Origin of the sequence: Rathayibacter sp. AY1G1 (genome assembly GCF_002932095.1) — a bacterium.
GTDB lineage: Bacteria > Actinomycetota > Actinomycetes > Actinomycetales > Microbacteriaceae > Rathayibacter.
Window position 1 is genome coordinate 72,185 of sequence record NZ_PSUZ01000009.1, and the last position, 25,834, is coordinate 98,018.

Below are 25,834 nucleotides of genomic sequence, written 5' to 3' on the forward strand. Positions count from 1 at the left end.
GCGACCGGGACCGTCGTCGAGCGCTCGATCCATCCGGCCGCCGCCCCCGGCCCTACTTCTCCGCCTTGGCGGCGGCCTTCGCGGCCTGCTTGGTGGCGCGGACCTTCGTCAGCGACTCCGGAGAGACGATGTCGGCGACCGAGCGGAAGGCGCCCTCCTCTCCGTAGGCGCCCGCGGCCGAGCGCCAGCCCTCCCCCGAGAATCCGCGCTGCTTGCCGAGCAGGGCGAGGAAGATCCGCGCCTTCTGCTCGCCGAAGCCGGGCAGCGCCTTCAGACGCGCGAGGACCGTGCGGCCGTCGGGCTCGTCGCGCGTCCAGACCGCCGCGGCGTCGCCGTCCCAGTCGTCGACCAGAGCGCGGCAGAGGACCTGCACGCGCCCCGCCATGCTCGCCGGGTAGCGGTGGATCGCGGGCGGAGTCCGGCAGAGCTCCGAGAACGCGTCCTCGTCGAAGCCCGCGATCGACGCGGCGTCGAAGGAGGCGCCCTCCGCCTCGAGGCGCTCCTCGATCTTGCGGGGCCCGGAGAAGGCCGTCTCCATCGCGACCTGCTGGTCGAGGAGCATCCCGATCAGCAGCGCCAGCGGGTCGCGGCTGAGCAGCGCGTCGGCGTCGGGATCGTCGGTGATGTGCAGGGCGGAGTCGCGGGTCATCCTCCAGGGATACCACGGACGGCCCCGGCGGCGAGCGCGCGGACGGTCCGGTCGACGAGGTCCAGGGCCGCAGCGAGCTCGAGGTCGCCGACATGGCCGTAGCCGAGGACCAGCGCCTCGGTCGCAGCCCGTCCCGACAGGGCGTACTCGTGCAGAGTGGCGACGAGCAGTCCCTCCCGGAGCAGCGCGGCCGCGACGGCGTGCGCGTCCAGAGGCGCGGGCAGGGAGAGGACGACGTGCAGACCCCCGTCGAGTCCGCTTGCGCGCCCCCACGGCACCGACTCCCCGAATGCGTGGACCAGCTCACGGCGGTGGGCGTAGCGCCGTCTCGAGCGCGTGAGATGCCTCCGGAACGCCCCGCTCGCCATGAACTGCGCGAGCGCCGCCTGCGTCGGACCCGAGGCGGAGGCGTCCTTCTCGTCGTCGGGGCCGGCCAGCGCCCCGCGGAGCCAGGACGCCGGCGGAACGGCCAGGTAGGCGATGCGGAGCCACGGCGAGACGGTCTTCGAGAACGACCCGACATGGGCGACTCCGCCGCCGGAGTCGAGCGAGGCGAGCGCGGGCAGCGGGGCGCCGACGTAGCGGAACTCGCTGTCGTAGTCGTCCTCCACCACGAGCAGGGGGCCGGCCGACGCGCGGCGCACCAGCTCCAGGCGCTCGGCGAGGGCGAGCCTGCCTCCGGTCGGGTACTGGTGCGACGGAGTCACGACGACCACGTCCGCGCCGGAGCTCGCGAGAGCGTCGAGGTCGATGCCGTCGCCGCGCACCGGGACGCCGACGACCTCGTGCCCGTCGGCGCGCAGGCGGCGCCGGACGGCCGGGTAGCCGGGGTCCTCGACGGCGACGCGCACCTCGCGTCCGAGCGAGGCCGAGGCGGCGCGGGCCAGGAGCGCGACGGCGCCCGCGGTGCCGCTGGTCACCACCACGTCCGACGCCTGCACGTCGACGCCGCGGGACCGGCGCAGCTGCTCGGCGATCTGCTCCCGCAGGGCCGGGTCCCCGGAACCCCGAGGAGGCGCCGAGGGCGGCGAGGCGAGCGCCAGGCGCCAGGCGGCCCGCCACTCCGGGGTGTCGAGGGCGCGGGTGTCCGGCCGGCCCGGCCTCAGGTCCGCCGCGGCGGGCGGGACGACGGTCTCCCGGGACTCCGGCCGCGGCTCCTGCGGCGCCGTCGCCAGCAGTCCGTCGGAGGCGACCGTCACCGCTGCGCGCGGGTGGGCGACGAGGTAGCCCTCCCCCACCAGCTGATCCACCGCGGCGACGACGGAGCCCCGCGAGACGCCGAGCCGCTCGGCGAGCACGCGGCTCGACGGGATCGGATCGCCCGCCCGGTAGCGCCCGTCCAGCACCGCCTGGCGCAGCGCCTCGGCGAGCCCGGCGCGGACCGAGCCGCGCGGCGACGGCCCGAGGAGGAGCGGGATCTCCAGATCGCCCGACGCCATCGACCGCTCCGCTCTGGACCACTCCGATCGCGGCCCAGTGGCATCCTGGCAGATCCAGTCGGCGCGGGACGATTCCGACATGGACAGCCTCCCCGTCACCGACAGCACCCGCGTCTCCCGTCTCCGCGACCGCCAGCGCACCGATCCCGCCGAGCTGCACGCCCTGCTCGACGAGGCGCTCGTCGCCCACGTCGCCGTCGTGCGGGACGGCGCCGCGATCGTGCTGCCGATCCTCTTCGCCCGCGACGGCGACTCCCTCCTGCTGCACGGGTCGAGCGGCGGAGGACTGCTGCGGGAGGCGGCTCGGCACTCGCTCCTCACCGCCTCGGTCACGCTGGTCGACGGACTGGTCGTCGCCCGCTCCACCTTCGACAGCTCGATGAACTACCGCTCGGCGATGGTGATCGGCCGGGCCGAGGCGCTGGAGGGCGAGGAGAAGGCGCGGGCCCTCGATCTGCTGGTGGCACGCCTCCTCCCGGGGCGCGACGAGGAGGTGCGAGCGAGCACCGCCCGCGAGATCGCGGCCACGCTGGTGCTGCGCCTCCCCCTGGCCGAGGCGAGCCTGAAGGTGCGCGCGCACGGAGCCGACGACGAGCCGGAGGCCGGGGTCTGGGCGGGCGTCGTGCCGCTGGTCACCCGCACGCTCGCGCCGGTGCCGGCGGAGGAGGGCGTCGCGGTCCCGGAGTCGGTCCGCCGCTTCAGCGCTGCGGTCGACGGCGCGGTGCCGCCCTGGCGCTGAGCGGACCGGCCGTCGCGGTGCGGTCCGCTACTTGGCGTCCTGACGGGGGAAGACGACCTTCTGCACGACGATGATCACCGAGGCCGCGACCGGGATCGCGACCAGGGCGCCGAGCACGCCCGCGATGGTGCCGCCCGCCACCGCCGCGATCACGACGACCGCACCGGGGACCGAGACGGCCTTGTTCATGATGCGGGGGCTGAGGAGGTACGCCTCGACCTGCATGTAGACGAGGTAGTAGATCGCGGCGACCAGCGCGGTCAGCGGCGAGGCCAGGAGGCAGGCGAGCGAGATGATCACGGCGCCCGAGAGCGTGCCGACCAGCGGGATCAGGGAGCCGAGGAACGCGACGCAGGCCAGCAGCGCCGGCACCGGGGCGCCGATCGAGAGCAGCAGGATGAACGTGAGCACGCCGTTCACGCCGGCGAGTGAGACCTGGCCGACCACGTAGCGGCCCACGGCGCCGGTGATCTCGTCGCCGACCTCGTGCGCCTTCGCGCGGTGCGAGGCGGGGGCGAAGCGGTAGGCGACGGCCTTCATCGAGCGCAGCGACGCGAGGAAGTACAGCGTCAGGATCAGCACGATGACGGCGCCGGTCACGCCGCTGGCGATCCCGGTCCCGACCGCGATCAGTCCGCCGCCGAGCGAGAGCAGGTTGTTGGGGTTGCCGATGAAGCTCTGGACGCTCTCGATCAGCTCGTCGATGTCGATCACGCCGCGCAGCTGCTGCTCGAGGTCGAGCACCCACTGCTGCGAGGCGATGTCGGTGACGATCTGCGGGGCGCTCGTGACGAACATCGTCAGCTGCTCGACCAGGATCGGGATGATGTAGACCAGCAGGCCGGCGAAGATCAGCACCACCGCGGCGAAGACCGCTGTGATCGCGAGCGGCCTCGGCAGGCGCTTGCTCTCGAGCCAGGAGACCAGCGGATCGAGGCCGAGCGCGAAGAACAGCGCCACGAAGATGTAGGTCAGCACCGTGCCCAGCTGCACGACGAGGCCGCCCAGGACGAGCGCCACCAGCACGCCGAGCGCGCCGAACAGGCCGATGCGGAAGGAGCGGATCGTGAAGACCGGCTTCTCCGGGTCGGCGGAGACCACGATGTCCGGCTCGACCGCGGGCTGGGCGGATGCCGACCGGCGCCGGCGGGAGCGGGCGAAGGCGCGCGGGGTCATCATGGGACGAGCGTAGCGGGGCACCGGGAGGCCGCCCGGCGACCGGCCCACCCTTGACGCGGCCGTTCGAGCGGTGCTCCCGCCCGCTCAGCCCTCCGGATCGTGGTCGTCGACCGCGCCGTCGCCCCGGTGCAGAGCGGCGTGCCGCTCCCACTCGGTGAGCAGGTGCTCGATCGCCTCGTGGAAGCGCCGCGTGGCCGCTCCGGGCGACGTGTCGCCGAAGTAGCGGTGCACCCAGCGCTCCAGCCGCTCGACCGACTCCGGATCGTGCTCGGCGCTGTCGATCCGCGCGATGATCGCGGAGGCGTCCTCGGCGTGCAGCCACTCCGCGTCGCCGAGGTAGCCGCTCTCGTCGACCTCGGCCTCGGCGCTGACGGGCCGGGTGACCAGCAGCGGGCGCCCCGTGGCCAGCCGGTCGTAGACCATCGCCGACACGTCGAGGATCGCGAGGTCGGCGGCGGCGAGCTGCCAGCCGAGCTCGGCGCCGGTGTCGTGCACGTGACCGGCGCGCGGATCGGCCGCGTTGGCGGCGGCGATCATCGCGACGATCGCCCGGTCGGCCGCGGCGTAGTCGGAGTCGACCGCGCCGCTGCGGGGATGCGGGCGGTAGACGAGCCGGAACCGCGGGTCGGCCAGGAGCCCGCGCACGAGGGCCGTGCCGTGGCTCCGGATCGAGCCGTAGCCCGCGGCGGGGCGGTCGCCCTCCCAGGTCGGCGCGTAGAGCACCACGCGGCGCTCGTCGGGCGTGAACGGCACGGCGCCGGCGAAGTGGTCCGCCTGAGGACGGCCGATGGCGAGGGCGCGCCTGTCGAAGTCGTAGTCCCAGAGCACGCGGCGCAGCCGGGCGAGGGCGGCGTCCCCGGCGATCATGCTGTAGTCGTACGCCTTGAACTGGTTCGTCGTCATGTACATCTTGTCGCTCTCGCCGTGGTTGACGAAGACGTGCCAGCGGCGCCCGTAGCGCATCATCTGGAAGTTGCGGGCGTTCTGGTTGACGTAGAGCACGATCCGCAGCGGCTGGCTCGCGATGGTGCTCTCGAGGTCGGCGACGGAGCGGACGTAGGCGACGGGGACCGGGCTCTCGCGCAGCAGCACCTCCGCGGCGCCGGCGTTGCGGCTGAGCAGCACGACCGGGTGCGTCTCCGCCAGCTCGGCCAGCGGCCGGTACCACTGCCGCAGCTGGTACAGGTTGATGTCGCCGTCGGCGAAGTAGACGCCGACCTCGAACCGGCCCTCGGGCAGCGGCCCGCGCTCCGCGAGCAGCCGGGTCACCGCGTGGCGGGCCCGGCGAGCCGCGAGCAGCTCGCCGCCCACCTTGCGCGCGAGTCGCGCGTCGGTGCGGAGGCGGGCGATCAGGGCACGGGGAGCGGGAGTCATCCGCCCCAGGGTACCGGCGACGGCCCCCGCGCCGGGGGCGTCGCGCGGGCCGATCAGGCCGGGGTCACCCTCAGCCAGACGAACTGCAGCGGAGCGAGACGGAAGCCCTCGCGCAGGTCGACCGCGATCTCGGTGACCAGGTCGACCGCCTCCGCGGCGAACCCGCCGAACCGCTCGGCCGCGACCTCCTGGACCTCGTCCGACACGTTCGCGAGCACGAGCACCGACTCCCCGTCGCCGGGGCGCTGGTAGCCGAGCACGTGGTCGTTGACCGGGTCGAAGACGCTCAGCTCGGTGCCCGCGAACATCGGCACGGCCTTGCGCACGGCGATGAGGTGCAGCAGCCCGCCGAAGACCTCGCTCGCGGCCGTCCCCGGGACCTCGCGCTCGTCGTAGCGCTCCGCGGGGCGGCGCGGCCGGTTCACCCAGCGCGAGTCGCCGGCCGTCGTCGGGTCGTCGAGGTAGCCGTGGTCGTTGAGCTGGCCGACCTCGTCGCCGAGGTAGAGCAGCGGCAGCCCCCCGGTGCTCAGGGCGATCGAGTGCGCGAGAAGCACACGGTCGATCCCGTACGGGTCACCCGCCTCCACTCCAGCGAGGGACGCGGTGGTGCCCGAGACGCGGCGGTCGCCGGTGCGCGGGTTCTCCTGGAACGGCACTCCGCGGGCGAACGTGCCGTCGAACCGGTCGGTGTAGAAGTCGTTGAGGAAGCGGCGGTGGCCGGCCGCGTCGATCCCGAGCTCGGCGGCGTCCTCGTCGGCGAAGGTCCAGCCGATGTCGTCGTGCCCGCGCACGTAGTTGACCCAGGCCGTGCCCTCGGGGAGGGCGTGCCGGCGCTCGAGGGCCTGCGAGAGGAGACGGACGTCGCGGGTGGCGAGCGCCTCCCAGGTGAGCGCCATCTGCAGCGGGTTGTACGAGAGCTGGCACTCCTCGACGTCGATGTACTCGATCACCTCGTCGGGGTGCACGATCGCCTCGGACTTGAACAGCAGCGCCGGAGCGGCCAGGCGGCAGACCTCGTTGAACGCGCGCAGCAGCAGGTGCGCCTGCGGCTGCGACTCGCAGGTGGTGCCGAGCTCCTTCCAGATGAACGCGACCGCGTCCATCCTCAGGGCGTCGACGCCCTGATTGGCGAGGAAGAGCATCTCTCCCGCCATCGCCCGGAACACCTCGGGGTTGGAGTAGTTGAGGTCCCACTGGTAGCGGTGGAACGTGGCCCAGACCCAGCGCCCGTCCTCCAGCTGAACGAAGGAGCCGGGATGGTCGTCCGGGAAGATCTCGCGCGTCGTGCGCTCGAAGGCGTCGGGCTGCTCCCGGTCCGGGTAGATCCAGTAGTAGTCCTCGAAGCGCTGCTCGCCGGCGAGCGCGCGCTGCGCCCACTCGTGCTCGTTCGAGGTGTGGTTGAAGACGAAGTCGACCACGAGTGCGATGCCCTGCTCACGCAGCTCGGAGGCCAGCCCGCGGAGCTGCTCCATGTCGCCGAGGTCCGGCCGCACGCGCCGGTAGCTCGAGACCGCGTAGCCCCCGTCCGACTCGCCCTCGGGCGCATCGAAGAGCGGCATCAGGTGCAGGTAGTTCAGGCCGATCTCGCGGAGGTACGGGATCTCGGCGCGCAGCCCCTCGAGGTCGCCCGCGTAGCGGTCGACGTAGCAGACCCCGCCCAGAGCCTTGTTCGAGAGGAACCAGGTCGGGTGCTGCTCGCGGGCGCGGTCGAGCGCGCGGAGCTCCTCGGGCCGCTCCTCCCAGGAGGCGGCGGCGAGCTCGACGATCGCGACGAGCTGGTCCTCGAGGTCGTCGCGGCCGGCGTACACCGTGGCGAGCAGATCGACCAGGCGCGCGAGGTGCTCGTCGAGGCGGCCGGAGAACTCGTCGTCGACGGCGCCGAGGCGCTCGCGGACCGCCGTCAGGAGGTCCGGTCCGGCAGGGGTCGCCTCCGCCTCGGCGCGCTCGGGCGGGGAGAGCTGGGTCGAATCGAACACCGTCGTCCTTTCGGGGGCCCCGGCGGGGGCGGATTCCCCGATGCTAGACGATCGGCGGACGCCCGGCGAACGCCATCCGGAGCACCGTGCGGGCCGAGAGGACGCGCCGGCCGCCCGGATCCGAGCGCCATCCCTCCCGCCAGCCGGCGAACCAGGCGCGCAGGGCGGCCGGGTCGCGACGCCAGCGGAGGCACTGGATCGCGGTCCAGGACCCCACGTAGACGAGCGCCAGAGGTGCGGCGAGGTTGCGGCGGGCGAGCCAGACGCGGTTGCGCGCGTTCAGCCGGTAGTAGTCGGCGTGACGGGTCGGCTGGATGACCGGGTGCTGGGCGACGAGCTCTCCCGCGTACCAGGCGGTGCGACCCGTGTCCCAGACCCGCCAGGCCAGCTCGATGCCCTCATGGGCGTAGAAGAACGGAGCCGCCCAGCCGCCCGTCCGGGCGAACACGTCGCGCCGCAGCACGACCGCTCCCTCCCAGACCGAGAAGACGGGGCCGGAGCGGCGGGGGTCGCCCTTGAGGATCCGCGGGATCCAGCGCCGCGGGCTCGGCGTGCCGTCCGTGCTGTCGACGCGGGGCTGCACCAGGCCGATGCGGCGGTTCGAGGCGAGCAGCGCGACCGCGTCGACGAGGAAGCGGGCGGACGGGATCCGGGCGTCGTCGTCGAGGAAGAAGAGGTACTCCCCCGCGACGGCGTCGACTCCGGCGTTCCGGCCCGCCGGGATGCCGAGGTTCTCGGGGAGCGCCAGGGCGCGCACTCCCTCGGGCAGGCCGTCCGGCTCCCAGCCGTTGCCGACGCAGACGACGTCCAGCTCGACGCCCTCCTGCGCGAGGACGCCGGCCAGCCCCGCGGCGAGGTCGTCGGGCCGAGTCCCCTGCGTCAAGACGACGACGCCGACCCGCGGCTCAGGAGCGGACACGCTTGGACGCCATGATCGCGACGAAGTGGCCGACCAGGGCGAGGAGGGCGAGCGGCAGCAGCGCCCCGACGAGGACCCGGTCGGCCGTGCCCGCTCCGACGACGAGGCCCACGAGGGCGGTCGCGAAGGCCAGCATCGTCAGCTCGACGGAGTGGTAGAGGCGGTGGAAGGGCAGGAAGCGGGCGGCGCGGCGAAGCCCCGCCAGCCCGGACGAGGACGGCACCGCCTCGCCCTTCGTGTCGGCCAGCTTCGTGAGACCGGCGTTCGCGCGCGCCACGTGCACCATGTCGTTGAGCGCCTTGTTGAGGACGATCACCAGGGCCAGGGCGAAGCCGATCGTGGTCCAGAGGAAGTCCGCCGGTGCCTCGAACGGGACGCCCGCCGCTCGCAGCCCGAGCGCGATCGGGATCAGCGCCTCGGTCGTGTAGTGCCCGACCTTGTCGAGGAACACGCCCGCCGGCGAGGACGTGCGGCGCCAGCGCGCGACCTCGCCGTCGCAGCAGTCCACCAGCATCTGCAGCTGGCCGAGGAGCAGCGCCAGCGCCGCTCCGGCGATCCCCGGGATCAGGAGGGCTGCCGCCGCGCTCCAGCCGACCAGGATCATCAGCCCGGTGACGCCGTTCGCCGAGATCGAGGTCTTCAGCAGCAGCCAGGTCAGGTAGGGCGAGAAGCGGCGCAGGTAGAGCGACGCCGTCCAGTGCTCGGCGTTGCGGCGGCCGCGCACCTCCGGGGGCTGCGCGACGGCGCGCAGCTCGGCGATGGAGCGGGGTCTCGTCGTCGTGGTCATGCGCCCCTCGGCGAGTCGGACCGCGGCTGGTGGCGGTGGGCGGAGATGTTGCTGGTCAGCCCGGCGAAGCCGAGCACGAAGCCGGTCCCCCAGGCCACGTGGACCGCCGGGATGACCACGGCGAACCACAGCATCGCACGCGCGCCGTCCGGCCGCGCGACCACGAGAGTGGCCGCCGCCACCAGGAGGAGGTAGGCGGCGGGCACCGCGAACCCGAGCAGGAGCCAGGGCGCAGCTCCGGCGAGCACCTGGACGACTCCCGCCAGCCCGACGAGCAGCCCGATCGCGAGCATCGCGACGAGCACGGGCGGAGCGAAGTAGCGCAGCGACCGCGAGGCCGGGAACATCCGGGTGAGCTCGCCCCGCCACATCCCGGTCGAGAGGAACTGCCGGAGCAGCGCGCGCATCGAGGGCCGCGGCCGGTAGGTGACGGTGAGGCGCGGAGTGAACCAGACGACCTCGCCGCGCTCGCGCAGCCGCCGGTTCAGCTCCCAGTCCTGCCCGCGCTTGAAGCGCTCGTCGAACAGGCCGGCGCGCTCGAGGGCGGAGCGGCGGAAGACGCCGAGGTACACCGTGTCGGCCGGGCCCTCCTCGCCTCCCACGTGGTGGGGTGTGCCGCCCAGCCCGATGCGGGAGCCGTAGGCCCGGGCGACCGCGCGCTGGAACGGGGTGAGGCCCTCCGCCGCCATCACTCCGCCGACGTTCGCCGCTCCGGAGCGCTGCAGCGCCTCGACCGCCGTGCGCGCGTACTCGGGCGGCAGGACGGAGTGCGCGTCGACCCGGACGACGACCGGGTGGCGCGAGGCGCGGATCGCGGCGTTGAGGCCCGCAGGAGTGGAGCCGACCTCGTTCGGCACGACCCGGATCCGCGGATCGGCCGCGCTCAGCTCGGCGACGAGCTCCTCCGTGCCGTCGATGCTCGGGGCGACGGCGAGGACGACGTCGAAGGGGCCGGTGTAGTCCTGGTGCAGCAGCGAGTCGACCGCGGCGCGCACGTGGGCGACCTCGTTGAGGACGGGCATGACGTAGGAGACGCCGGGCCTCTCGGAGAGGTCGTCTTCCGGGATCTCGTGCTGCATGGGTCCAGTTCGTGCGGGAGGAGCGCGGGCGCAGGGATCCACCACCCTACCAGCGGGGAGCACCGCGCCCCGGGCCGGGCCCGGACGCGGAAAAGCCCCCCGGGGACGGATCCTCGAGGGGCTGTGCGCGGCGGCGGAGCACAGCCCCCCGGGGACGGATCCTCGAGGGGCTGTGCGCGGCGGCGGAGGGTCAGCCGGCGGCCATCTGGCCGAGCGTCGCCTTCGCCTGGTAGCTCTGGCCGTTGCGGACGTAGGTCAGCTCGACCGCGGCGTTCGCGGCCTGCGCGCGGACCTGCGCGGTGAGGTCGGACGCGCTCGTGATCGGAGTGCTGTCGATCGCGGTGATGATGTCGCCCTTGGCGAGACCGGCCGCCTGCGCGGCACCGCCTCCGGAGACCTCCTCGATGCGGGCGCCGAGGACGTCCGCGGTCGAGTCGGAGACGCTCGCGCCGAGCAGGCCGTGCGAGGCGGAGCCGTTCGCGATGATCTCCTTCGCGATGCGCTCGGCGATCGCGCTGGGGATCGCGAATCCGACTCCGATGTTGCCGGACTGGCCGCTCGAGGAGGACTGGCCGGCGCTCGCGATCGCGACGTTCACGCCGATCAGCTCGCCGTCGCTGTCGAGCAGCGCGCCGCCGGAGTTGCCCGGGTTGATCGCCGCGTCGGTCTGGATGACGGGCAGCGAGATGGTGCTCTTCGCCTGGGTCGGCGCCTGCTGGCCCGGGATGTCGAAGTTGAACGGGCTCTCGGTGCCGCCGCTCGAGCTGTCGCCCGAGTCGTCCGGAGCCGCCGAGGAGGCGACCTGGATGCTGCGGTTGAGCGCGCTGACGATGCCGTCGGTCACGGTGCCGGAGAGGCCGAGCGGGGCGCCGATGGCGACCGCCGTGTCGCCGACGTTGATCTTGGTGGAGTCCGCGAACGTCATCGGGCTGAGGTCGGTCGCGCCGGTCAGCTTGATGACGGCGAGGTCGAGGGTCGGGTCGGTGCCGACGACGGTCGCGTCGAAGATCCGGCCGTCGCTGGTCGTGACCGAGACGGTGCCGTTCGCGATCTCGCCGTCGAGGGTGACCACGTGGGTGTTGGTCAGGACGTAGCCGTCCTTCGAGAGCACGATGCCGGAGCCGGTGCCGGCGGACGAGCTGCCGCTCACCGCGATGGTGACGACGCTCGGAGTGGCCTTGGCGGCGACCGCGGTGGCGGTCGTCGCGTCCTCGGCATTGTTGACCGTGATCGTCTGCGAGCCGCCTGCGGAGACCACGCGGGTCCCGCCGCCGTTGGAGGCGGACCAGAGGCCGAACACGCCGGCTCCCGCGACTCCGCCCACGACCGCGCCGATGGCGAGCGCCGCGACGACGCCCACTCCGGCTCGGCGCTTCGTGGCGGTGGGGGCGGGGGTGTACTCGGCGCCCGGGCCGAAGGGGCTCGAGGAGGGCGGCTCCTCGGAGCCGTGCAGGGTGTTCGCGGCGGGCGGCGCGTACTGCCCGTAGCGGGCGGGCTGGGAGACGGGCTGCGCCTCGTTGCCGGCCGTCGCGTTCGGCGTGTACGGCGGCTGGGGGGCCGAGGAGGAGGGGTAGGGGACGGTCGGGTTCTCGCTCTCGCGGTGCGCTCCGCCCCGGTGGATCGGCTCGGTGGGCCCGGTGGTCGAGGACGACGCTCCGGAGCTCTCGCCGGGGGTGCGCTCGGTCGCCTCTCGGGCGCCGGACTCCGTCGGCGTGGTGGGTTCCTCCGGCTGACGAGGACCCTCGTGACTCTCGGTCATGGGTGCTGCTCCTTCCAAGCGGGGATAGCTTGGCGATCGTACCTGGGGGTTTCTTATGACGGGCCTGCGAGCGGGAAATGAAACCGGCCGGACTGCTCGAGCGGGCACACTGGGCACGTGAGCATTCCCGGATCCTGGTCCCGCGCCGCGGCGGGCGCCGGCCTCCTCGGCCCCGGCGGCGAGGTCGCCGCCACCGTCTTCAGCGAGATGAGCGCGCTCGCCCTGCGCACCGGAGCGGTGAATCTCGGCCAGGGCTTCCCGGACGAGGACGGCCCGCGCGAGATCCTCGACGCCGCGCGCGACGCCATCGCGTCCGGGCTCAACCAGTACCCGACGGGTCCCGGCTTCCCCGTCCTGCGCGAGGCGATCGCCGCGCACCGGCTGCGCTTCTCCGGGATCGCCCTCGACCCCGACGGCGAGGTCCTCGTCACCACGGGCGCCACCGAGGCCCTGGCCGCGGCTCTGCTGGGCCTGCTCGAGCCGGGCGACGAGGTCGTCACCTTCACGCCCCACTACGACGCCTACGGAGCCCTGATCGCCCTCGCCGGAGGGGTGCACCGCACCGTGCTCCTGCGCGGCCCCTCCTTCGCGGTCGACCACGACGAGCTGACCGCCGCGGTGAGCGACCGCACGCGCGTCATCCTGGTGAACGACCCGCACAACCCGACCGGTGCCGTCCTCCCGGCCGTGACCCGCGAGCTGATCGTGCGGCTCGCCGAGCGGCACGACGCCGTGATCCTGACGGACGAGGTCTACGAGCACCTGCGCTTCGACACTCCGCACGTCCCGCTGGCCTCCCTTCCCGGAGCCTTCGAGCGGACGCTCTCCGTCTCCTCGGCGGGCAAGACCTTCAGCACCACGGGCTGGAAGATCGGCTGGGTCACGGGCCCGCGCGAGCTGATCACGGCCGTCCTCGCCGTGAAGCAGTTCCTCACCTACGTCAGCGGCTCGCCGTTCCAGGGGGCCGTCGCCCTCGGGCTCGGGCTCCCGGACGCCTTCTTCACCGGCGCGGCGCAGACTCTTGCCGCCAAGAAGGACCTGCTGTCGACGGGCCTGGCTGCTGCGGGCTTCGGCGTCGCGCCCTCCTCGGGCGGCTACTTCGTCGTCGCGGACGCGGCACCGCTCGGCTACGACGACGGGGTCGCGCTCTGCCGAGCGCTCCCGGATCTCGCGGGAGTGGTGGCGGTGCCCGTGTCGGCGTTCTGCCGCCCCGAGGACGCCGCTCCCTACCGCTCGCTCGTCCGCTTCGCCTTCTGCAAGCGGTTCGAGGTGCTGGAGACCGCGGTCGCGGGCCTCGCCCGCATGGCGCGCTGAGGAGCCGGCCTCAGCGGATTCGGTCGGATGCCCGGCGCCGTCGGGCCGGGGGCGGCGGTCAGAGCGGCAGCACCCGGAAGCGCCGCAGCGCCAGAGCGGGGTTCTTCGCGCGCGCCGCGTCGATCCGCTCGCGCGAGACCCAGGCGACGGCGACATCCTCGACCTCGCCGAGGGTGACGGTCTCGACGCCCATCGGATCGACGATCATGCTCGTGCCGACCCCGATCGGCGGGGTCTGGTCGGCTGCGACGAGGTACACCGTGTTCTCGAGCGCGCGGGCGGTGACCAGCGTCCGCCAGTGCGCCTCCTTGAGCGGGCCGCGCACCCACTCGGCCGGTGCCGCGATGACGTCGACCCCGGCGTCGACCAGCCAGCGGCTGACCTCCGGGAAGCGCAGGTCGTAGCAGGTCTGCAGCCCGACGACGAGGCCGCCGACCTCGAACGTCTCGGGTGCGGCGATCTCCCCCGCGGCGACCCACTCCGACTCGGTCTGGCCGAAGGCGTCGTACAGGTGCAGCTTGCGGTAGCGGGCCACGAGCGCGCCCTCGGGGTCGAGCGCGACGAGCGTGTTCGCGATGCGGCGCCCGTCCACCGCCTCGACCATGCCCGCCACGAGGTGGATCCGGAGCTCGCGCGCGAGGGCCGCGAGAGCCGTGACGAACGGGCCGTCGAGCGCCTCGCCCGCCGCGACCAGCTCGGGCCCGAGCGGATCGGTGAAGGCGGAGCTGTACTCCGGCAGCACCACCATGCTCGCGCCGCGCTCGGCGGCGATCCGGGCCAGGCGCCCGATCGTCGCGATGTTCGCCTCCCGGTCCGTCGAGGGGGCGAACTGCGCCACGGCCATGCCGACGGCGCCGGTCATCAGCTCGGCGGGTAGAGGAAGAGGGCGACCTGGGAGGCCGGGATGGTGCGCTTGTGGTACGCGTGGTCGTTGCCCCAGTTGTACTCCTCGAGCGAGACCGTGCCGTCGGAGTTGACGGCCTGCACGTAGGCGACGTGGTTGCCGGTGAACCAGGCGACCGCGCCGGGGACGGGCGTACTGCTGGTCACCCAGCCGTGGGAGGCCCACTGGCCGGCCCACGCGTAGGCGCTGCCTCCGCCCGGGGTCATGTTGCCCCAGGTCCACTTGAAGGGTGCGCTCGTCGAGCCCTGGTCGCGGTTGATCCGCCAGGCGACGAAGTCGACGCACTCGCGGTAGTAGTACCGCAGCGGCGAGAGGCCGCCGCCCTGGTCGTCGGTGAGCTGGTCGCGCCAGGGGTAGTCGTCGCCCTCCTCGCGGGGCGTGACCGAGGTGCTGGTGCCGCCGCTGCCCGCGGCGGCGCCGTCCGCGCCGGTCGTGCCTGCCGCGGCCTGCGCCTCCTGGGCGAGGCGGGCGGTCTCGGCGTCGCGGGCGGCCTGCTCGGCGGCGGCGAGCGCGCGCGCCTGGGCGGCCGCCTCGTCGAGCTGGGCCTGGGTCGGTGCGGTGAAGGAGTCGCGGATGACCTGCTCCTGGACCGCGGTCGGCGCGACGGTGAGCTTCTGGTTGCCGAGCGCCTGCACGCGGGCGGCGGCCTCGACGGCGGCCTGCGAATCGGGTGCCGGGTCGAAGGAGTAGGCGGGGAGCGCGGAGACCGCCACGAGGCCCGCGATGGCGGCGAGGGCGACCGTGCTGACGGTCGCGCGGAAGACACGGCCCCGGCGGCGCCGCACGGGGCGGACGGGCGTGAGGACCGGAGTGGCGACGCGTGCCGCGGGCAGCGCGTGCGGCGCCTGCCGCGGGCTCCGCCGGGTCGGGCGGTCGCCGAGCCCCTCGTTCGAGCCGTCGTCCCCGCGTTCGTCCCTCACAGCAGCACCCCTCGCATCGGGGTCGAGCCTAACGTGCGGGCCGGTCCGGCACACGCGTCGGCGCGGAGCGTCGGGAGGCCGGTCCGCGGATGCGGGTCGCGCGAGCCCGGCACGAAGTCGGCGGCGGCGCCGCGCGGATCCGACGGTGACGCGGACGGGCGACCGGAGTAGCGTCCGGAGCGGAGCGGGCGCGATGGTGCGGCCGCGGGACGGAGGACGGCGATGATCCGGAGCGAGAGGGCCTTCGGCGGCTTCAGCGTGGACGACGTGGAGGCGGCGCGGGCCTTCTACGGCGGAGTGCTCGGGCTCGAGGTCGAGCTGAACGCGATGGGGATCCTCGACATCCGGCTGCCGGGCGGAGGCCGCGCGATCGCGTACCCGAAGCCGGACCACGAGCCGGCGTCGTTCACGATCCTGAACTTCTCGGTGGAGGACGTCGACGTGGCGGTCGCCGAGCTGCACGCGGCAGGCGTCACCACGGCGATCTACGACGACCCGTCGCTGCCGACCGATGCGGACGGAGTGATGCGCGGCCACGGGCCGACGATCTGCTGGTTCCGCGATCCGGCGGGCAACGTGCTGAGCGTGATCGAGGGCGACTGAGGTCTCCGCCCGCGCACTGTCAGCCGCGGGCAGCACGTCCGCGACCCGTGTTAACGACGAAAGCCGGCCCTTCTCAGGACCGGCTTTCGCTTTCTTGTTGCGGGGGCAGGATTTGAACCTACGACCTCTGGGTTATGAGCCCAGCGAGCTACCGAACTGCTCCACCCCGCGGCACAAGAAGAGACATTACACGCGTTCCGGCGCCGGTGCAAATCGACGCGGCGGTGGGAGCGGGCTCCGGTCTCAGGCGGGCTTGGCGGCGCGCAGCACGGCGCTCCCGTCCACGCTCAGCCCGACCGCCGTCAGGGCGGCTGCGAGCTCGGACGAGGTGCGCGACCAGGTGCGGACGTCGGCGTCGACGAGAGCGGACGACGACGGGACGACGAGCACCGCGCCGCCGGGGGCGACGAACCACTCCACCAGCCGCGCCCACTCCTCCAGGTCGGGGAGCCACGAGACGACGCCGGCGCTGCAGAGCACGACGTCGAACGAGTCGGGCTCCGGCAGCATGTGCCGCAGCTCGTAGAGGTTCGCGCAGACGAAGCGGGCGGAGCCGGCGAGGTCCCTGTCCGCGGCGCCGGCGCGTGCTCGGCGCACGGCGGGCATCGAGAAGTCGACGCCCACCACGCGGGCGCCGCGCTCGGCGAGCTCGAGCGCGTCGAGCCCGTCGCCCGAGCCGAGCTGGAGGATCCTCGGCCCGGGGTCGAGGAGCGCCGCGGTGACGAGCTCCGGGTGGAGCGCACCCTCGCCGGTGCGCTCCTCCCAGTACGTGCGGTTCAGCTCGAGCCACTCCCCCGAGCGGAGGTGCTCGCCGCGGTCGACCTGCACCATGCGGGCTACTGGCCGCCCTCGGCCTGCAGCGCCCGCGAGAGCGCCTCGGTCAGCTGCTCGTCCGCCGCCGCGAAGGCGGTGAGGTCGCCCGCCTTGAGGGCGTTCTCGCGAGCCGTGAGTGCGTCCCGCGCGTCGTTCAGCGCCTGCTGCAGCGCCGTCTGGTCGCCCGTGGCCGGCGTGGAGCCGGTGCCGCCGGTCGTGCCGCCCGCGTCGCCTCCGGTGTCGCCGCCCGAGGTGCCGGTGCCGGCGTCCGGAGTCGTCGGCGTGCCGGTGTCGCCCGCGTCGGCTCCCGAGTCGCCGCCGAAGAGGCTGTCGAGGGCCGCGTCGAGGGTGTCCTCGAAGGCGATGTCGTCACCGAACGCGACCAGCACCTTCTGCAGGAGCGGGAAGCTCGTGTCTCCGTTGGAGCGCACGTAGATCGGCTGGACGTAGAGCAGGCCGCCGCCGACCGGCAGCGTGAGCAGGTTGCCCCTCGTGACGGTGGTGTCGCCGCGGGAGAGGATGTTCAGCTCGTTCGCGACCGTCGGGTCGGTGGTGAACGCGTTCTGCACCTGGCCGGGGCCGGGCACCGTGTCGTCCTTCGGCAGCTCGAGCAGGCGGAGCGTGCCGTAGCCGTCGGCCACGGAGCCCGCCGTCGAGCCGGCGTCGGAGTCGGCCACGAGGTAGCCGGTCAGCACGTTGCGGCTGGCCTGCGCGCCCTGGACGCTCGCCGGGATGTACGTCGAGTAGAGCGAGTACGACGGCACGTCCTGGTCCGGCGTCTGCAGCGTCAGGTAGTACGGCGGCTGCAGGCTGGTGCCGGTCGCGGCGGCCGTGGTCGCGGCTCCGCTGGTCGGGTCGTTCGGCGTCGCCCAGGCGTCCTCGCGGGAGTAGAAGGAGCCCGCGTCGGTCACGTGGTAGGTGCCGAGGACCGCGCGCTGGACCTTGAAGAGGTCCTCCGGGTACCGGACGTGGCTGAGCAGCTCACCCGACATGTCGCTCACGGGCTTCACCGTGGTCGGGAAGATCTTCTGCCAGGTCTGCAGGATCGGGTCCTCGGTGTCCCACGCGTAGAGCGTGACGCTGCCGTCGTACGCGTCGACGGTCGCCTTGACCGAGTTGCGGATGTAGTTGACGTCGTCGGTCGGGAACTGCTGCTGCGTGTTCGTGTCGGCGATCGCCTGCGAGAGGCTCTGCACCTCCGAGTACGGGTAGTCGGCCGAGGTGGTGTACCCGTCGACGACCCACTTCACGCGGCCGTCGACGACGGTCGGGTAGGCATCGGAGTCGAGCTTGAGGTACGGCGCGACCTTCTGGACGCGCTGCACGGGATCGCGGTCGTAGAGGATCTGCGAGTCGTCGTTCACGCCGTCCGAGAGGAAGATCTGCTCGGACTGGAACTTGATCGCGTAGACGAGCTTCTTGAAGACGTTGTCGAGAGCGGGGCCGCCCTCGCCGTCGAAGGTCGTGTAGGTCTGCTGCGCGCCGTCGGTGCCCGAGGGGTAGTCGAGCTCGATGTCGCGCGAGTCGTTGCCGCCCACGATCGAGTACGGCGGGGAGTTCTCGCCGAAGTAGATCCGCGGCTCGTAGTCGCCGAGGTCGCCCGTCGTCGGGACGCCGGACTCGATGAACACCGGCTCGCCGTCGGCCGATCGCTGGTTGCCGTACGCGGCGACCAGGCCGTAGCCGTGGGTGTAGACCAGTGTCTGGTTGTACCAGGTCTGGTTGGTGCCGAGGCCGTTGAGGTTCAGCTCGCGGACGCCGACCACGGCGTCCTGCGTCGATCCGTCGATGGAGTAGCGGTCGACGTCGAGCGCGTTCTGCGTGTCGCCGAACTTGTAGTACTGGCGGAACTGCTGCAGCTGCGAGAACGCGTCGGTGACGACGGCGGGGTCGAGGATGCGGATGTTCGCGGTGGTCTCGGCGTCCGAGCGCAGGGCGCCCGGCTCCGCGTCGGTGGTCGCGTCGTAGGGGATGACGTCGACGTCGCTGACGCCGTAGGCCTGGCGCGTCATGTCGATGTTGTTCTGGATGAAGGGCTGCTCGAGCGTGCGCTCGTTGGGCTCGACCTGGAACTTCTGCACGATCCACGGGTAGAGGGAGCCGACGAGCAGGCTCGACACGATCAGCAGCGCGGTGCCGATGACCGGGAAGCGCCAGCGGCCGATGAAGGCGGTGACGACGAAGAGGATCGCGACCAGCGCCGCGATGCCGGCCAGGATCTGCAGGCCCGGGATCGTCGCGTTGACGGTGGAGTAGGTGGCGCCGGTGATGCGGGGCCCCTGCTGCGCGAGCGTCGCGTACTGGTCGAGCCAGAGGCTGACCGCCTGCACGGCGAGGTAGAGGGCGGCGATGACCGCCAGCTGGATGCGCGAGGCCTTCGAGATGCGGATCTCGCGGCCGTTCACCCGGATCGCTCCGTAGAGGTAGCCGGTGGCGAGGGTCGCGAACGCCGAGATCAGCAGGACCGCCGACGCGAAGCCGACGATGCTCTGGTAGAAGGGCAGCTCGAAGAGGTAGAACGACGTGTCGAGGCCGAACTGCGGATCCGTGGTGCCCGAGGGCGTGCGGTTCCAGAAGGTGAGGCTCGTCTGCCAGCGGGTGGCGGAGGAGACGCCGGCGAAGAGGCCGAGCACCGCGGGGATCCCGAAGGTGGCCAGGCGCCGCAGCGGCTCCACGACCTGCTGGTAGCGGTCGATCTGCGAGTTGAGCTTCGCGTAGACCGGCCGGAGGCGGTACGCCAGCATCAGGCTGATGAACACCGGCACCGCCATGGCGACGAAGCCGATGACGAAGAGACCGCCCGCCGCCGCCCACTGCGTCGTGAGCACGGAGAGGAAGCCGAGCTGGTCGTACCAGAGGATGTCGGTGTACAGACCGGCGAAGACGAAGAACGCCACCACCAGGACGGCCACCACCACGACAGTGACGGCGAGGACGCTCCGTCTCTTCCGCGGCGGGGTTTCGGTTGCTGTGGAACTCACGTGAGGGCCTCTTGCTGTCGAGATGTGAGGGGAGGCCACCCATGCTATGCGACGGCTGTCCGGCTCACCTGGGCGTCGACCCGGGGTCGGCGGGCGGGATCAGTCGAGGGGAGCGGCGGTGCTGCAGTCCGGCAGCCCGGAGGTGTCGCCCGCGGCGATGCCCTTCAGTGCGGCGAGGGCGTCGTCGAGGGTCGAGACCGCGAGCACGTCGAGCCCGTCGGGGACGTGGCCGACGACCTCGTTGCAGTTGGTCGCGGGGGCGAGGAAGTACTCGGCTCCGGCGCCCTCCGCCCCGTGGAGCTTCTGGCGGATCCCGCCGATGGCGCCGACCTCGCCGGCCGCGTCGATCGTGCCGGTCCCGGCGACGCTCCGCCCGCCGTTGAGCTCGCCCTCGGTGAGCTTGTCGATGATCCCGAGGGCGAACATCATGCCCGCGCTCGGCCCGCCCACGTCGTCCAGCTGGATGTCGACCTCGAACGGGAAGTCGAAGGCCGCTCCGGGGAGAACGCCGATGACGGCGGCGCCGTTCGAGTCGCGCGGCGTGACCTCCACCTCCTGCCGGACGCCCTCGCGCTCGATGCTGACCTGCACCGGGGAGCCGGTGCCGAGGGTCTGCAGGGTCGCGCGCAGGGCGGTCGCGTCGGCGACAGGGGTGCCCGCGACCGCGAGGATCTCGTCCCCCGCCTCCAGGACGCCCTCGGCCGGGGAGCCCTCGGGCACCTGCACGACCGAGACGCGCTGCTCGACGGGGTAGCCGAGCTCGGTGAGCGCGGCGGCGATCGCCTCCTGCTGGGAGTCGGTCATCTCGGCCTGGTTCGCCTCGTCGCGCTCCTCGACCGTGGAGGAGGGAGGGAAGATCGCGTCGACCGGGACGACCGCCTTGGTCCTGTCGAACCAGGCGCTCGCGACCTCGACCCAGGTGGGCAGGCTCTGCGGGTTGCCGACGACCGACACGGTGAGCATGTCGAGCGTGCCGGCCGTGGGATAGGTGGTGCGGTCCGGGATCGAGATGAGGGGCACGTCCTTGCTGCTGCCCAGGGTGTCGAACACGGGGCCGGGCTGCTCGATCACGTAGGGGGCGGGCGCGACGCCCAGACCGACCACGACGGCGACACCCGAGAGGAGGACGACCGGTCCGACCCACGGGCGGCGCGGGGAGGAGGAGGGGCGCGGGTCGTCGGAGAACAGCGACACGGGGGCCTTTCTGGCAACGGGTGGAGCGGCTCCGCCGGGATGTTCGCGGCGGGCGGAAGCGGGCTGGGCCCGAGCGGTGCTCTGCACGCCGAGGCCCCGGGCGCTCGGGCTAACGTAGCTTGAACGACTGGGAGTCGCGCCGGAACCGGCGCCCTGTGCAGGGCCGCGGAGGCGGTGCGGCGACCGGATTCACGTGAGCGACGGAGGGCTGATCCCGATGGCCGATGGCGACAGTGCGGACCGAGCGGGCGGCGGCTCCGAGGACGAGTTCCGGGAGATGCTGCGGCAGTTCCTCTCGGGGAACGGCCCGGTCGACCCCTCGCAGCTCGCCGGAGCGGCGGGACTGCCGAACGACCCGGTGGCCCTGCAGAACCTGCTCTCGCAGCTGCAGAGCGCGATGCAGCAGAACGGCGACGGCGGCGTCAACTGGACGCTCTCGCTCGAGCAGGCGAAGCAGCTCGCGCGCGCCGAGTCCGCGCCGGTGTCCGACTCCGTGCGGGCTCCGATCGACGCGGCCTTCGGCGTCGCCGCGCTCTGGCTCGACGAGGTCGCGTACGTCTCCGAGCTGAGCCGCACGCCGCGCTCGATCAGCCGCCTCGAGTGGATCTCCCTGACGATGCCGGTCTGGACCCAGCTCGCCGAGCCGGTGGCGCTGAGCATCTCGGACGCGCTGACCCGCGTGCTCCGCGAGCAGGCCCCGGAGGAGATGCAGGCGATGATCGCCGGTGCCGAGGGCATGATGCGCGGGATCGGCGGCACCCTGTTCGCCCTGCAGCTGGGCCAGGTCGTCGGGCAGCTCGCCGCCGAGGTCGTCTCGGGCGGCGACATCGGCATCCCGCTGCTGGAGGAGAACGACGCGGCGATCCTGCCGCAGAACGTCGCCGCGTTCGGCGAGGGCCTCGACATCCCGCTGGACCAGGTGCAGCTGTACCTGGCGGTCCGCGAGCTCGCGCACGCCCGCCTCTTCCGGCACGGCAAGTGGCTCCGTCTCGCCCTCATCTCGCAGATCACCGACTTCGCGCGCGGGATCAGCATCGACACCACCCGCCTCGAGGAGCTGGCCGAGGGCTTCGACCCGTCGAACCCCGAGGAGCTCCGCGACGCGATGACCTCCGGCGCGCTCATCCCGCCGAAGACGGAGGAGCAGCTCGCCGCGCACGGCCGCCTCGAGACCGTCCTCGCCCTCATCGAGGGGTGGGTCGACGTCGTCACCGCGGCGGCGACCACCCGCCTGCCCAGCGCCGGGGCGATCGCCGAGACGGTCCGCCGCCGCCGCGCCTCCGGCGGGCCGGCCGAATCCGCCTTCGCCACCCTCGTCGGCCTGGAGCTGCGCCCGCGCCGCCTCCGCGAGGCCGCCGCGATGTGGCAGGCCGTGACCGACGCCGTCGGGCCCGAGGCCCGCGACTCCCTCTGGTCGCACCCCGACCTGCTCCCCGGCTCAGAGGACCTGGACGACCCGAGCGCGCTCGTCGCCCGGCTCACGGCCGAGGCCCGCGGCGAGACCCCGGAGCCCGACGAGATGGACCGCGCGCTGGAGGACCTGCTGAACGGCACGATGCCGCGCGAGGGCGACGGCGCCTCCGGAGACGCTCCGGACACGCCCGACGACGCCGGCTCGCCGGACGACGACGACAGCGGCTCCTCCCCCACGGGGGACCGCCCCGTCTGACCCCCCCGTCCGGCGCCCGCCTGTGGACAACTCGCGCGGCGCCGGGCCGGTCTCGGCCATGATCGCCGGATGGTGCTCCGGCTCGATCCCCGACTCCCCCTGCTCTGGCGCTCCGCGACCGCGGTGCAGCTCGGCCTCGACCGGCCGCACGCGGTGCTGGACGGCATCGGCTACCCGGAGGAGCTGCTGCTCGACGCCCTCCGCGTGGGCACCAGCGCCGGCACCGTCCGCCTGATCGCGGCGCGCGCCGGAGCGAGCGAGGCGCGGGTCGACGAGGTGCTCGAGGCGCTCCGGCCGGTCCTGCTGCGCAGCGTCGAGCCCGGCCCTCCCCCGGCACCGCGGGTCGTCGTCGAGGGGACGGGCGCAGCACCGGACGCACTGCGCACGCTGCTCCGGAGCGAGGGCTGCTCGTTGCTCGCCGACGACGGGACGCCGGACCTCGCCGTGCTGATCGCCGACTTCGCGGTCGCCCCCGCCCGCGCCGCGCACTGGCTCGCGGCCGATGTGCCGCACCTGGCGGTGGTGTTCGGCGACGAATCGGTGCGCCTCGGACCCCTGGTGGAGCCGGGGTCCGGACCGTGCCTGCACTGCGCCGAGCGGGACCGGATGGACCTCGACCCGGATCGCGCGCGCCTCGTGATCCAGGTGCTCGGCCGCTCAGCCCCCACCCGCACGCCGCTCGCGAGCGCGGCGATCGCCGTGGCGGCCGCCGACGCCGTGCTGCGGCGGCTCCTCGCGGGCTGGCGAGGGCTCCGCGCGGCCGAGCGGGTCTACAGCGACGCCTCCGGAGCGTTCACCGTGCGGGAGCGGGAGCCGCACCCCGAGTGCGCGTGCCGAGCTCTTCGAGGAAGCGCGACGGCTCCCTCCGCGTGACGCGGCCGACCGTCGAGCGCGCCCACGAGAGGCGCAGGCGCCGGCGGGCCCGGGTGATGCCGACGTAGAGGAGGCGCCGCTCCTCGTCGATCGCCTCGAGGCCGGCGGCGTACGAGATCGGCAGCAGGCCCTCGGCGAGCCCCATCAGGTGCACCGACTCCCACTCGAGGCCCTTCGCCGAGTGCAGCGTGGCGAGGGTGACCGCGCCGCGGTCCGGCTCGTGGTGCACCTGCTGGCGTGCGATCAGGTCGTCGGTGAACTGGCGGAAGGTCCATCCGGCAGGGGCCTCGTCGACGAGGCGGGCCAGCGTGTCCAGCGACTCCCACCGGTCGCGCACCGCACCGGGCGCAGACGGGGGCTCGGCGCTCCAGCCGAGCGAGCGGAGGACGTCGCTCACCGACTTGAACAGCGGCTCGCCGCTGATCGACACGGACGCCGCGCGCAGCTGCATCACGGCCTGCTTCACCTCGGGCAGGTCGAAGAAGCGCTTGCCGCCGCGCATGTGCGCGCTCACTCCCCGCTCGTGCAGGGCGTGCTCGATGACCGCCGACTGGCTGTTGGTGCGGAAGAGGACCGCGATGTCGGAGGGGCGCACCCCCGCCTCGATGTCGGCCGCGACCCGCGCCGCGATCCCGCGCGCCTCCGCGATGTCGTCCGGGTAGGCGTCGATCGCGGGCTCCGGCGCCTCGGCGGCGGCGACGGCGTGGAGCGAGAGGGCGCCGGGCCTGCCCCGCATGAGGCGGTTCGCGGTCTGCACGATCGGCACGGCCGAGCGGTAGTTCTCCTCCAGGCGCACCACGGTGGCGGCCGGCCAGCGGGACGGGAAGTCGAGGAGGTAGTCGGCCCGCGCACCCGCGAAGGAGTAGATGGTCTGGCTGGCGTCGCCGACGACGCAGAGGTCGCTCCGGTCGCCGAGCCAGAGCTCCAGGAGCCGCTGCTGCAGCGGCGAGACGTCCTGGTACTCGTCGACGACGAAGAAGCGGTACTGCTCGCGCACCTGCATCGCCATCGCGGGCTCGGACTCGAGCATCCCGGCGGTCACGAGCAGGACGTCCTCGAAGTCGATCTGGCGGCGCTGGTCCTTCAGCCCCTCGTACTCGTCCACGAGCGCGACCGTCTGCTCCAGGGTGAGCCGTCCGGGCAGGGGGCGCGTGCGGGCGGCGACGGCGTACTGCTCGAGCGAGAGGGCGGACACCTTCCGCCACTCGATCTCGGCCGAGAGGTCGCGGAGCGTCGCCGTGTCGAGCTTCAGGCGGAGCCGCTCGGCCGCGTGCCCGAGCAGGCGGGCCTTGCCGTCGAGCAGCTGGGGCATCGTGCCCCCCACCAGCTGCGGCCAGAAGTAGCCGAGCTGCGAGAGGGCGGCGGCGTGGAAGGTACGGGCCTGGACGCCGCCGGCGCCGAGCACCCGCAGGCGCGAGCGCAGCTCGGCCGCGGCGCGGCTGGTGAAGGTCAGTGCCATGACGCGACCGGGCGTGTAGACGCCGGTCGCCACTCCGTGCGCGATGCGGTGCGTGATCGTCCGGGTCTTGCCGGTGCCCGCTCCCGCGAGGACGCAGACCGGCCCCAGCAGCGCCTCCGCCGCCTCGCGCTGCCCCTCGTCGAGACCGTCGAGCAGGGTCACGCGATCGGGCCGTTCTCCAGCTCGCCTCCGTACCAGTCCTCGATCATCGCGCGGGCGATGGACGAGCGGCCGGGCAGCAGCACGGACTCGAGCGAGTCGTGCAGCTGCTGCCGGGTGAACCAGCGCAGCTCGACGATCTCCTCGCCGTCCGGGAGCAGATCCTCCGGGGACTGGTCCTCGGCGAGGCGGGCCGTGAAGCCGACCATGAGGGAGGCGGGGAAGGGCCAGGGCTGCGAGCCCAGGTACTGCGGGTCGACGACGCGCATGCCCGACTCCTCGCCGATCTCGCGGATGACGGCGGCCTCGAGCGACTCGCCCGGCTCGACGAAGCCGGCGAGCAGGGAGAAGCGGCCGGTGCCCCACATCGCGTTCGAGCCGAGGAGGAGGCGGTCGTCCGCGTCGAGGACGCAGACGATGATCGCCGGATCCGTGCGCGGAAAGACCTGGCTGCCGTCGGTGGGCGAGCGGCGGACCCAGCCGCCCTGCTCGACGACGGTCGGGTCGCCGTTGCGGGGCGAGTAGCCGTGCGAGGCGTGCCAGTTCGCGATGGCGAGAGCCTCGGTGAACAGGCCCGCGTCGCGGTCGCTCAGGCGCTCGGCGATCGGGCGCAGGCCGCTCCACCGCTCCTCGTCGGGCTCGAGCTCGGCGGCGGCCGCGTCGGTGAGGACGGTCGCGATGACGGGGGTTCCGACCGGCTCGCCGGGGGCCTCGGCGAGCGTGCGGCCGAGGTAGATCCGGAGGGTGCCGGCGGTCACGTCCTCGGGGCGGCGCAGGACGAGGCGGTCGGCCTCGACCAGGGTCCGGTCGTGGTGCAGGACGAGCACGCGGGTGGCGGGATCGGCGAGCAGCTCGTCGAAGAGCGCGGGCCGTGAGCGTCCGACGCCGTCGCGGTCGGCCGCCTGTCGCGAGAGCGGGAGGCGATCGGCGAAGGGCAGTGACATCCGGGGCTCATTTCGTGACGGGGGCCGCGAGGACCGCTGTCGCGGGCCTTCGACGGCATCGGCGGGACAGCGCGTGGCGGCGGGCCGGCCGGGCACGAGCC

At 73.4% G+C, this 25,834-nt stretch carries 21 protein-coding genes and 1 tRNA gene; 5 read left to right on the plus strand and 17 right to left on the minus strand.

Features of this window, described 5'->3' with window-relative positions:
* Positions 1-52 precede the first annotated feature (52 nt).
* Together C5C36_RS06885 and C5C36_RS06890 are read right to left on the minus strand one after the other, a co-directional pair.
* Positions 53-649 carry an HhH-GPD-type base excision DNA repair protein gene (locus C5C36_RS06885; RefSeq protein ID WP_104223574.1) on the minus strand — a complete coding sequence of 199 codons (597 nt, stop codon included), beginning with the start codon at positions 647-649 and terminating at the stop codon, positions 53-55.
* A complete protein-coding gene (locus C5C36_RS06890) occupies positions 646-2,088 on the minus strand; it encodes a PLP-dependent aminotransferase family protein (RefSeq protein ID WP_181133782.1) in 1,443 nt (480 codons plus the stop codon). The genes C5C36_RS06885 and C5C36_RS06890 overlap by 4 nt, the downstream gene beginning before the upstream one ends.
* A 79-nt stretch (positions 2,089-2,167) precedes the next feature.
* Between C5C36_RS06890 and C5C36_RS06895 the strand changes: the two genes are divergently transcribed.
* Entirely contained in the window at positions 2,168-2,827 is a 660-nt protein-coding gene (locus C5C36_RS06895; RefSeq protein WP_104309455.1) for a pyridoxamine 5'-phosphate oxidase family protein, read from the plus strand.
* Between the two features lie 27 nt (positions 2,828-2,854).
* Here C5C36_RS06895 and C5C36_RS06900 read toward each other — a convergent pair whose 3' ends face one another.
* The 7 genes from C5C36_RS06900 to C5C36_RS06930 all read right to left on the minus strand — a co-directional run bounded on the left by C5C36_RS06900 (position 2,855) and on the right by C5C36_RS06930 (position 11,900).
* Positions 2,855-4,006, minus strand: a complete 1,152-nt coding sequence (locus C5C36_RS06900; RefSeq protein WP_258063238.1) for an AI-2E family transporter — start codon at positions 4,004-4,006, stop codon at positions 2,855-2,857.
* Between the two features lie 84 nt (positions 4,007-4,090).
* Positions 4,091-5,380: a hypothetical protein gene (locus C5C36_RS06905; RefSeq protein ID WP_258063239.1), complete on the minus strand. Its 1,290-nt coding sequence runs from the start codon at positions 5,378-5,380 to the stop codon at positions 4,091-4,093.
* A 53-nt stretch (positions 5,381-5,433) separates the two neighbouring features.
* A complete protein-coding gene (locus tag C5C36_RS06910; RefSeq protein ID WP_104287983.1) occupies positions 5,434-7,284 on the minus strand; it encodes an amylosucrase in 1,851 nt (616 codons plus the stop codon).
* 115 nt (positions 7,285-7,399) lie between these two features.
* Positions 7,400-8,275: a glycosyltransferase family 2 protein gene (locus tag C5C36_RS06915; RefSeq protein WP_104309456.1), complete on the minus strand. Its 876-nt coding sequence runs from the start codon at positions 8,273-8,275 to the stop codon at positions 7,400-7,402.
* Positions 8,262-9,062 (minus strand): CDP-alcohol phosphatidyltransferase family protein, encoded by an 801-nt coding sequence (locus tag C5C36_RS06920; protein ID WP_104223579.1) that lies wholly within the window; start codon positions 9,060-9,062, stop codon positions 8,262-8,264. The genes C5C36_RS06915 and C5C36_RS06920 overlap by 14 nt, the downstream gene beginning before the upstream one ends.
* A complete protein-coding gene (locus tag C5C36_RS06925) occupies positions 9,059-10,141 on the minus strand; it encodes a glycosyltransferase family 2 protein (protein ID WP_181133783.1) in 1,083 nt (360 codons plus the stop codon). The genes C5C36_RS06920 and C5C36_RS06925 overlap by 4 nt, the downstream gene beginning before the upstream one ends.
* Before the next feature lie 190 nt (positions 10,142-10,331).
* A complete protein-coding gene (locus C5C36_RS06930; protein ID WP_104250126.1) occupies positions 10,332-11,900 on the minus strand; it encodes a S1C family serine protease in 1,569 nt (522 codons plus the stop codon).
* Positions 11,901-12,017: 117 nt separating this feature from the next.
* Between C5C36_RS06930 and C5C36_RS06935 the strand changes: the two genes are divergently transcribed.
* Positions 12,018-13,214 carry an aminotransferase class I/II-fold pyridoxal phosphate-dependent enzyme gene (locus C5C36_RS06935; RefSeq protein ID WP_104309457.1) on the plus strand — a complete coding sequence of 399 codons (1,197 nt, stop codon included), beginning with the start codon at positions 12,018-12,020 and terminating at the stop codon, positions 13,212-13,214.
* A gap of 58 nt (positions 13,215-13,272) precedes the next feature.
* Here the strand turns inward: C5C36_RS06935 and C5C36_RS06940 are convergent, their stop codons facing one another.
* Positions 13,273-14,076, minus strand: coding sequence for a carbon-nitrogen hydrolase family protein (locus tag C5C36_RS06940; RefSeq protein ID WP_104262671.1), 804 nt, complete (start codon positions 14,074-14,076; stop codon positions 13,273-13,275).
* Complete coding sequence (locus C5C36_RS06945; protein ID WP_104262670.1) at positions 14,076-15,038, minus strand: CHAP domain-containing protein; 963 nt, start codon at positions 15,036-15,038, stop codon at positions 14,076-14,078. The genes C5C36_RS06940 and C5C36_RS06945 overlap by 1 nt, the downstream gene beginning before the upstream one ends.
* 222 nt (positions 15,039-15,260) lie before the next feature.
* On the opposite strand from C5C36_RS06945, the gene C5C36_RS06950 reads away from it, so the two are divergent.
* Positions 15,261-15,641, plus strand: a complete 381-nt coding sequence (locus tag C5C36_RS06950) for a VOC family protein (RefSeq protein ID WP_104224832.1) — start codon at positions 15,261-15,263, stop codon at positions 15,639-15,641.
* 97 nt (positions 15,642-15,738) lie between these two features.
* Here the strand turns inward: C5C36_RS06950 and C5C36_RS06955 are convergent.
* The 4 genes from C5C36_RS06955 to C5C36_RS06970 form a co-directional block, all read right to left on the minus strand.
* Positions 15,739-15,812, minus strand: a tRNA-Met gene (locus C5C36_RS06955).
* A 72-nt stretch (positions 15,813-15,884) separates the two neighbouring features.
* Entirely contained in the window at positions 15,885-16,472 is a 588-nt protein-coding gene (locus C5C36_RS06960) for a class I SAM-dependent methyltransferase (RefSeq protein ID WP_104261194.1), read from the minus strand.
* A gap of 5 nt (positions 16,473-16,477) precedes the next feature.
* Positions 16,478-19,435 carry a UPF0182 family protein gene (locus C5C36_RS06965; protein WP_181027225.1) on the minus strand — a complete coding sequence of 986 codons (2,958 nt, stop codon included), beginning with the start codon at positions 19,433-19,435 and terminating at the stop codon, positions 16,478-16,480.
* A 99-nt stretch (positions 19,436-19,534) separates the two neighbouring features.
* Positions 19,535-20,629 (minus strand): PDZ domain-containing protein, encoded by a 1,095-nt coding sequence (locus tag C5C36_RS06970; RefSeq protein ID WP_104287975.1) that lies wholly within the window; start codon positions 20,627-20,629, stop codon positions 19,535-19,537.
* Positions 20,630-20,846: 217 nt separating this feature from the next.
* Here C5C36_RS06970 and C5C36_RS06975 point away from each other — a divergent pair, with 217 nt between their 5' ends.
* Both C5C36_RS06975 and C5C36_RS06980 read left to right on the plus strand, forming a co-directional pair.
* Complete coding sequence (locus C5C36_RS06975; protein WP_104287984.1) at positions 20,847-22,298, plus strand: zinc-dependent metalloprotease; 1,452 nt, start codon at positions 20,847-20,849, stop codon at positions 22,296-22,298.
* Between the two features lie 69 nt (positions 22,299-22,367).
* On the plus strand, positions 22,368-23,171 hold the full coding sequence (locus C5C36_RS06980) for a hypothetical protein (RefSeq protein ID WP_104309458.1): 804 nt from the start codon (positions 22,368-22,370) through the stop codon (positions 23,169-23,171).
* Here the strand turns inward: C5C36_RS06980 and C5C36_RS06985 are convergent.
* Positions 23,092-24,792, minus strand: a complete 1,701-nt coding sequence (locus C5C36_RS06985; RefSeq protein WP_104224836.1) for an ATP-dependent helicase — start codon at positions 24,790-24,792, stop codon at positions 23,092-23,094. The two genes, C5C36_RS06980 and C5C36_RS06985, sit on opposite strands and share 80 nt — an antisense overlap.
* Entirely contained in the window at positions 24,789-25,733 is a 945-nt protein-coding gene (nudC, locus tag C5C36_RS06990) for an NAD(+) diphosphatase (protein WP_104261196.1), read from the minus strand. Before nudC ends, C5C36_RS06985 begins: the two co-directional genes overlap by 4 nt.
* Between the last annotated feature and the right edge of the window lie 101 nt (positions 25,734-25,834).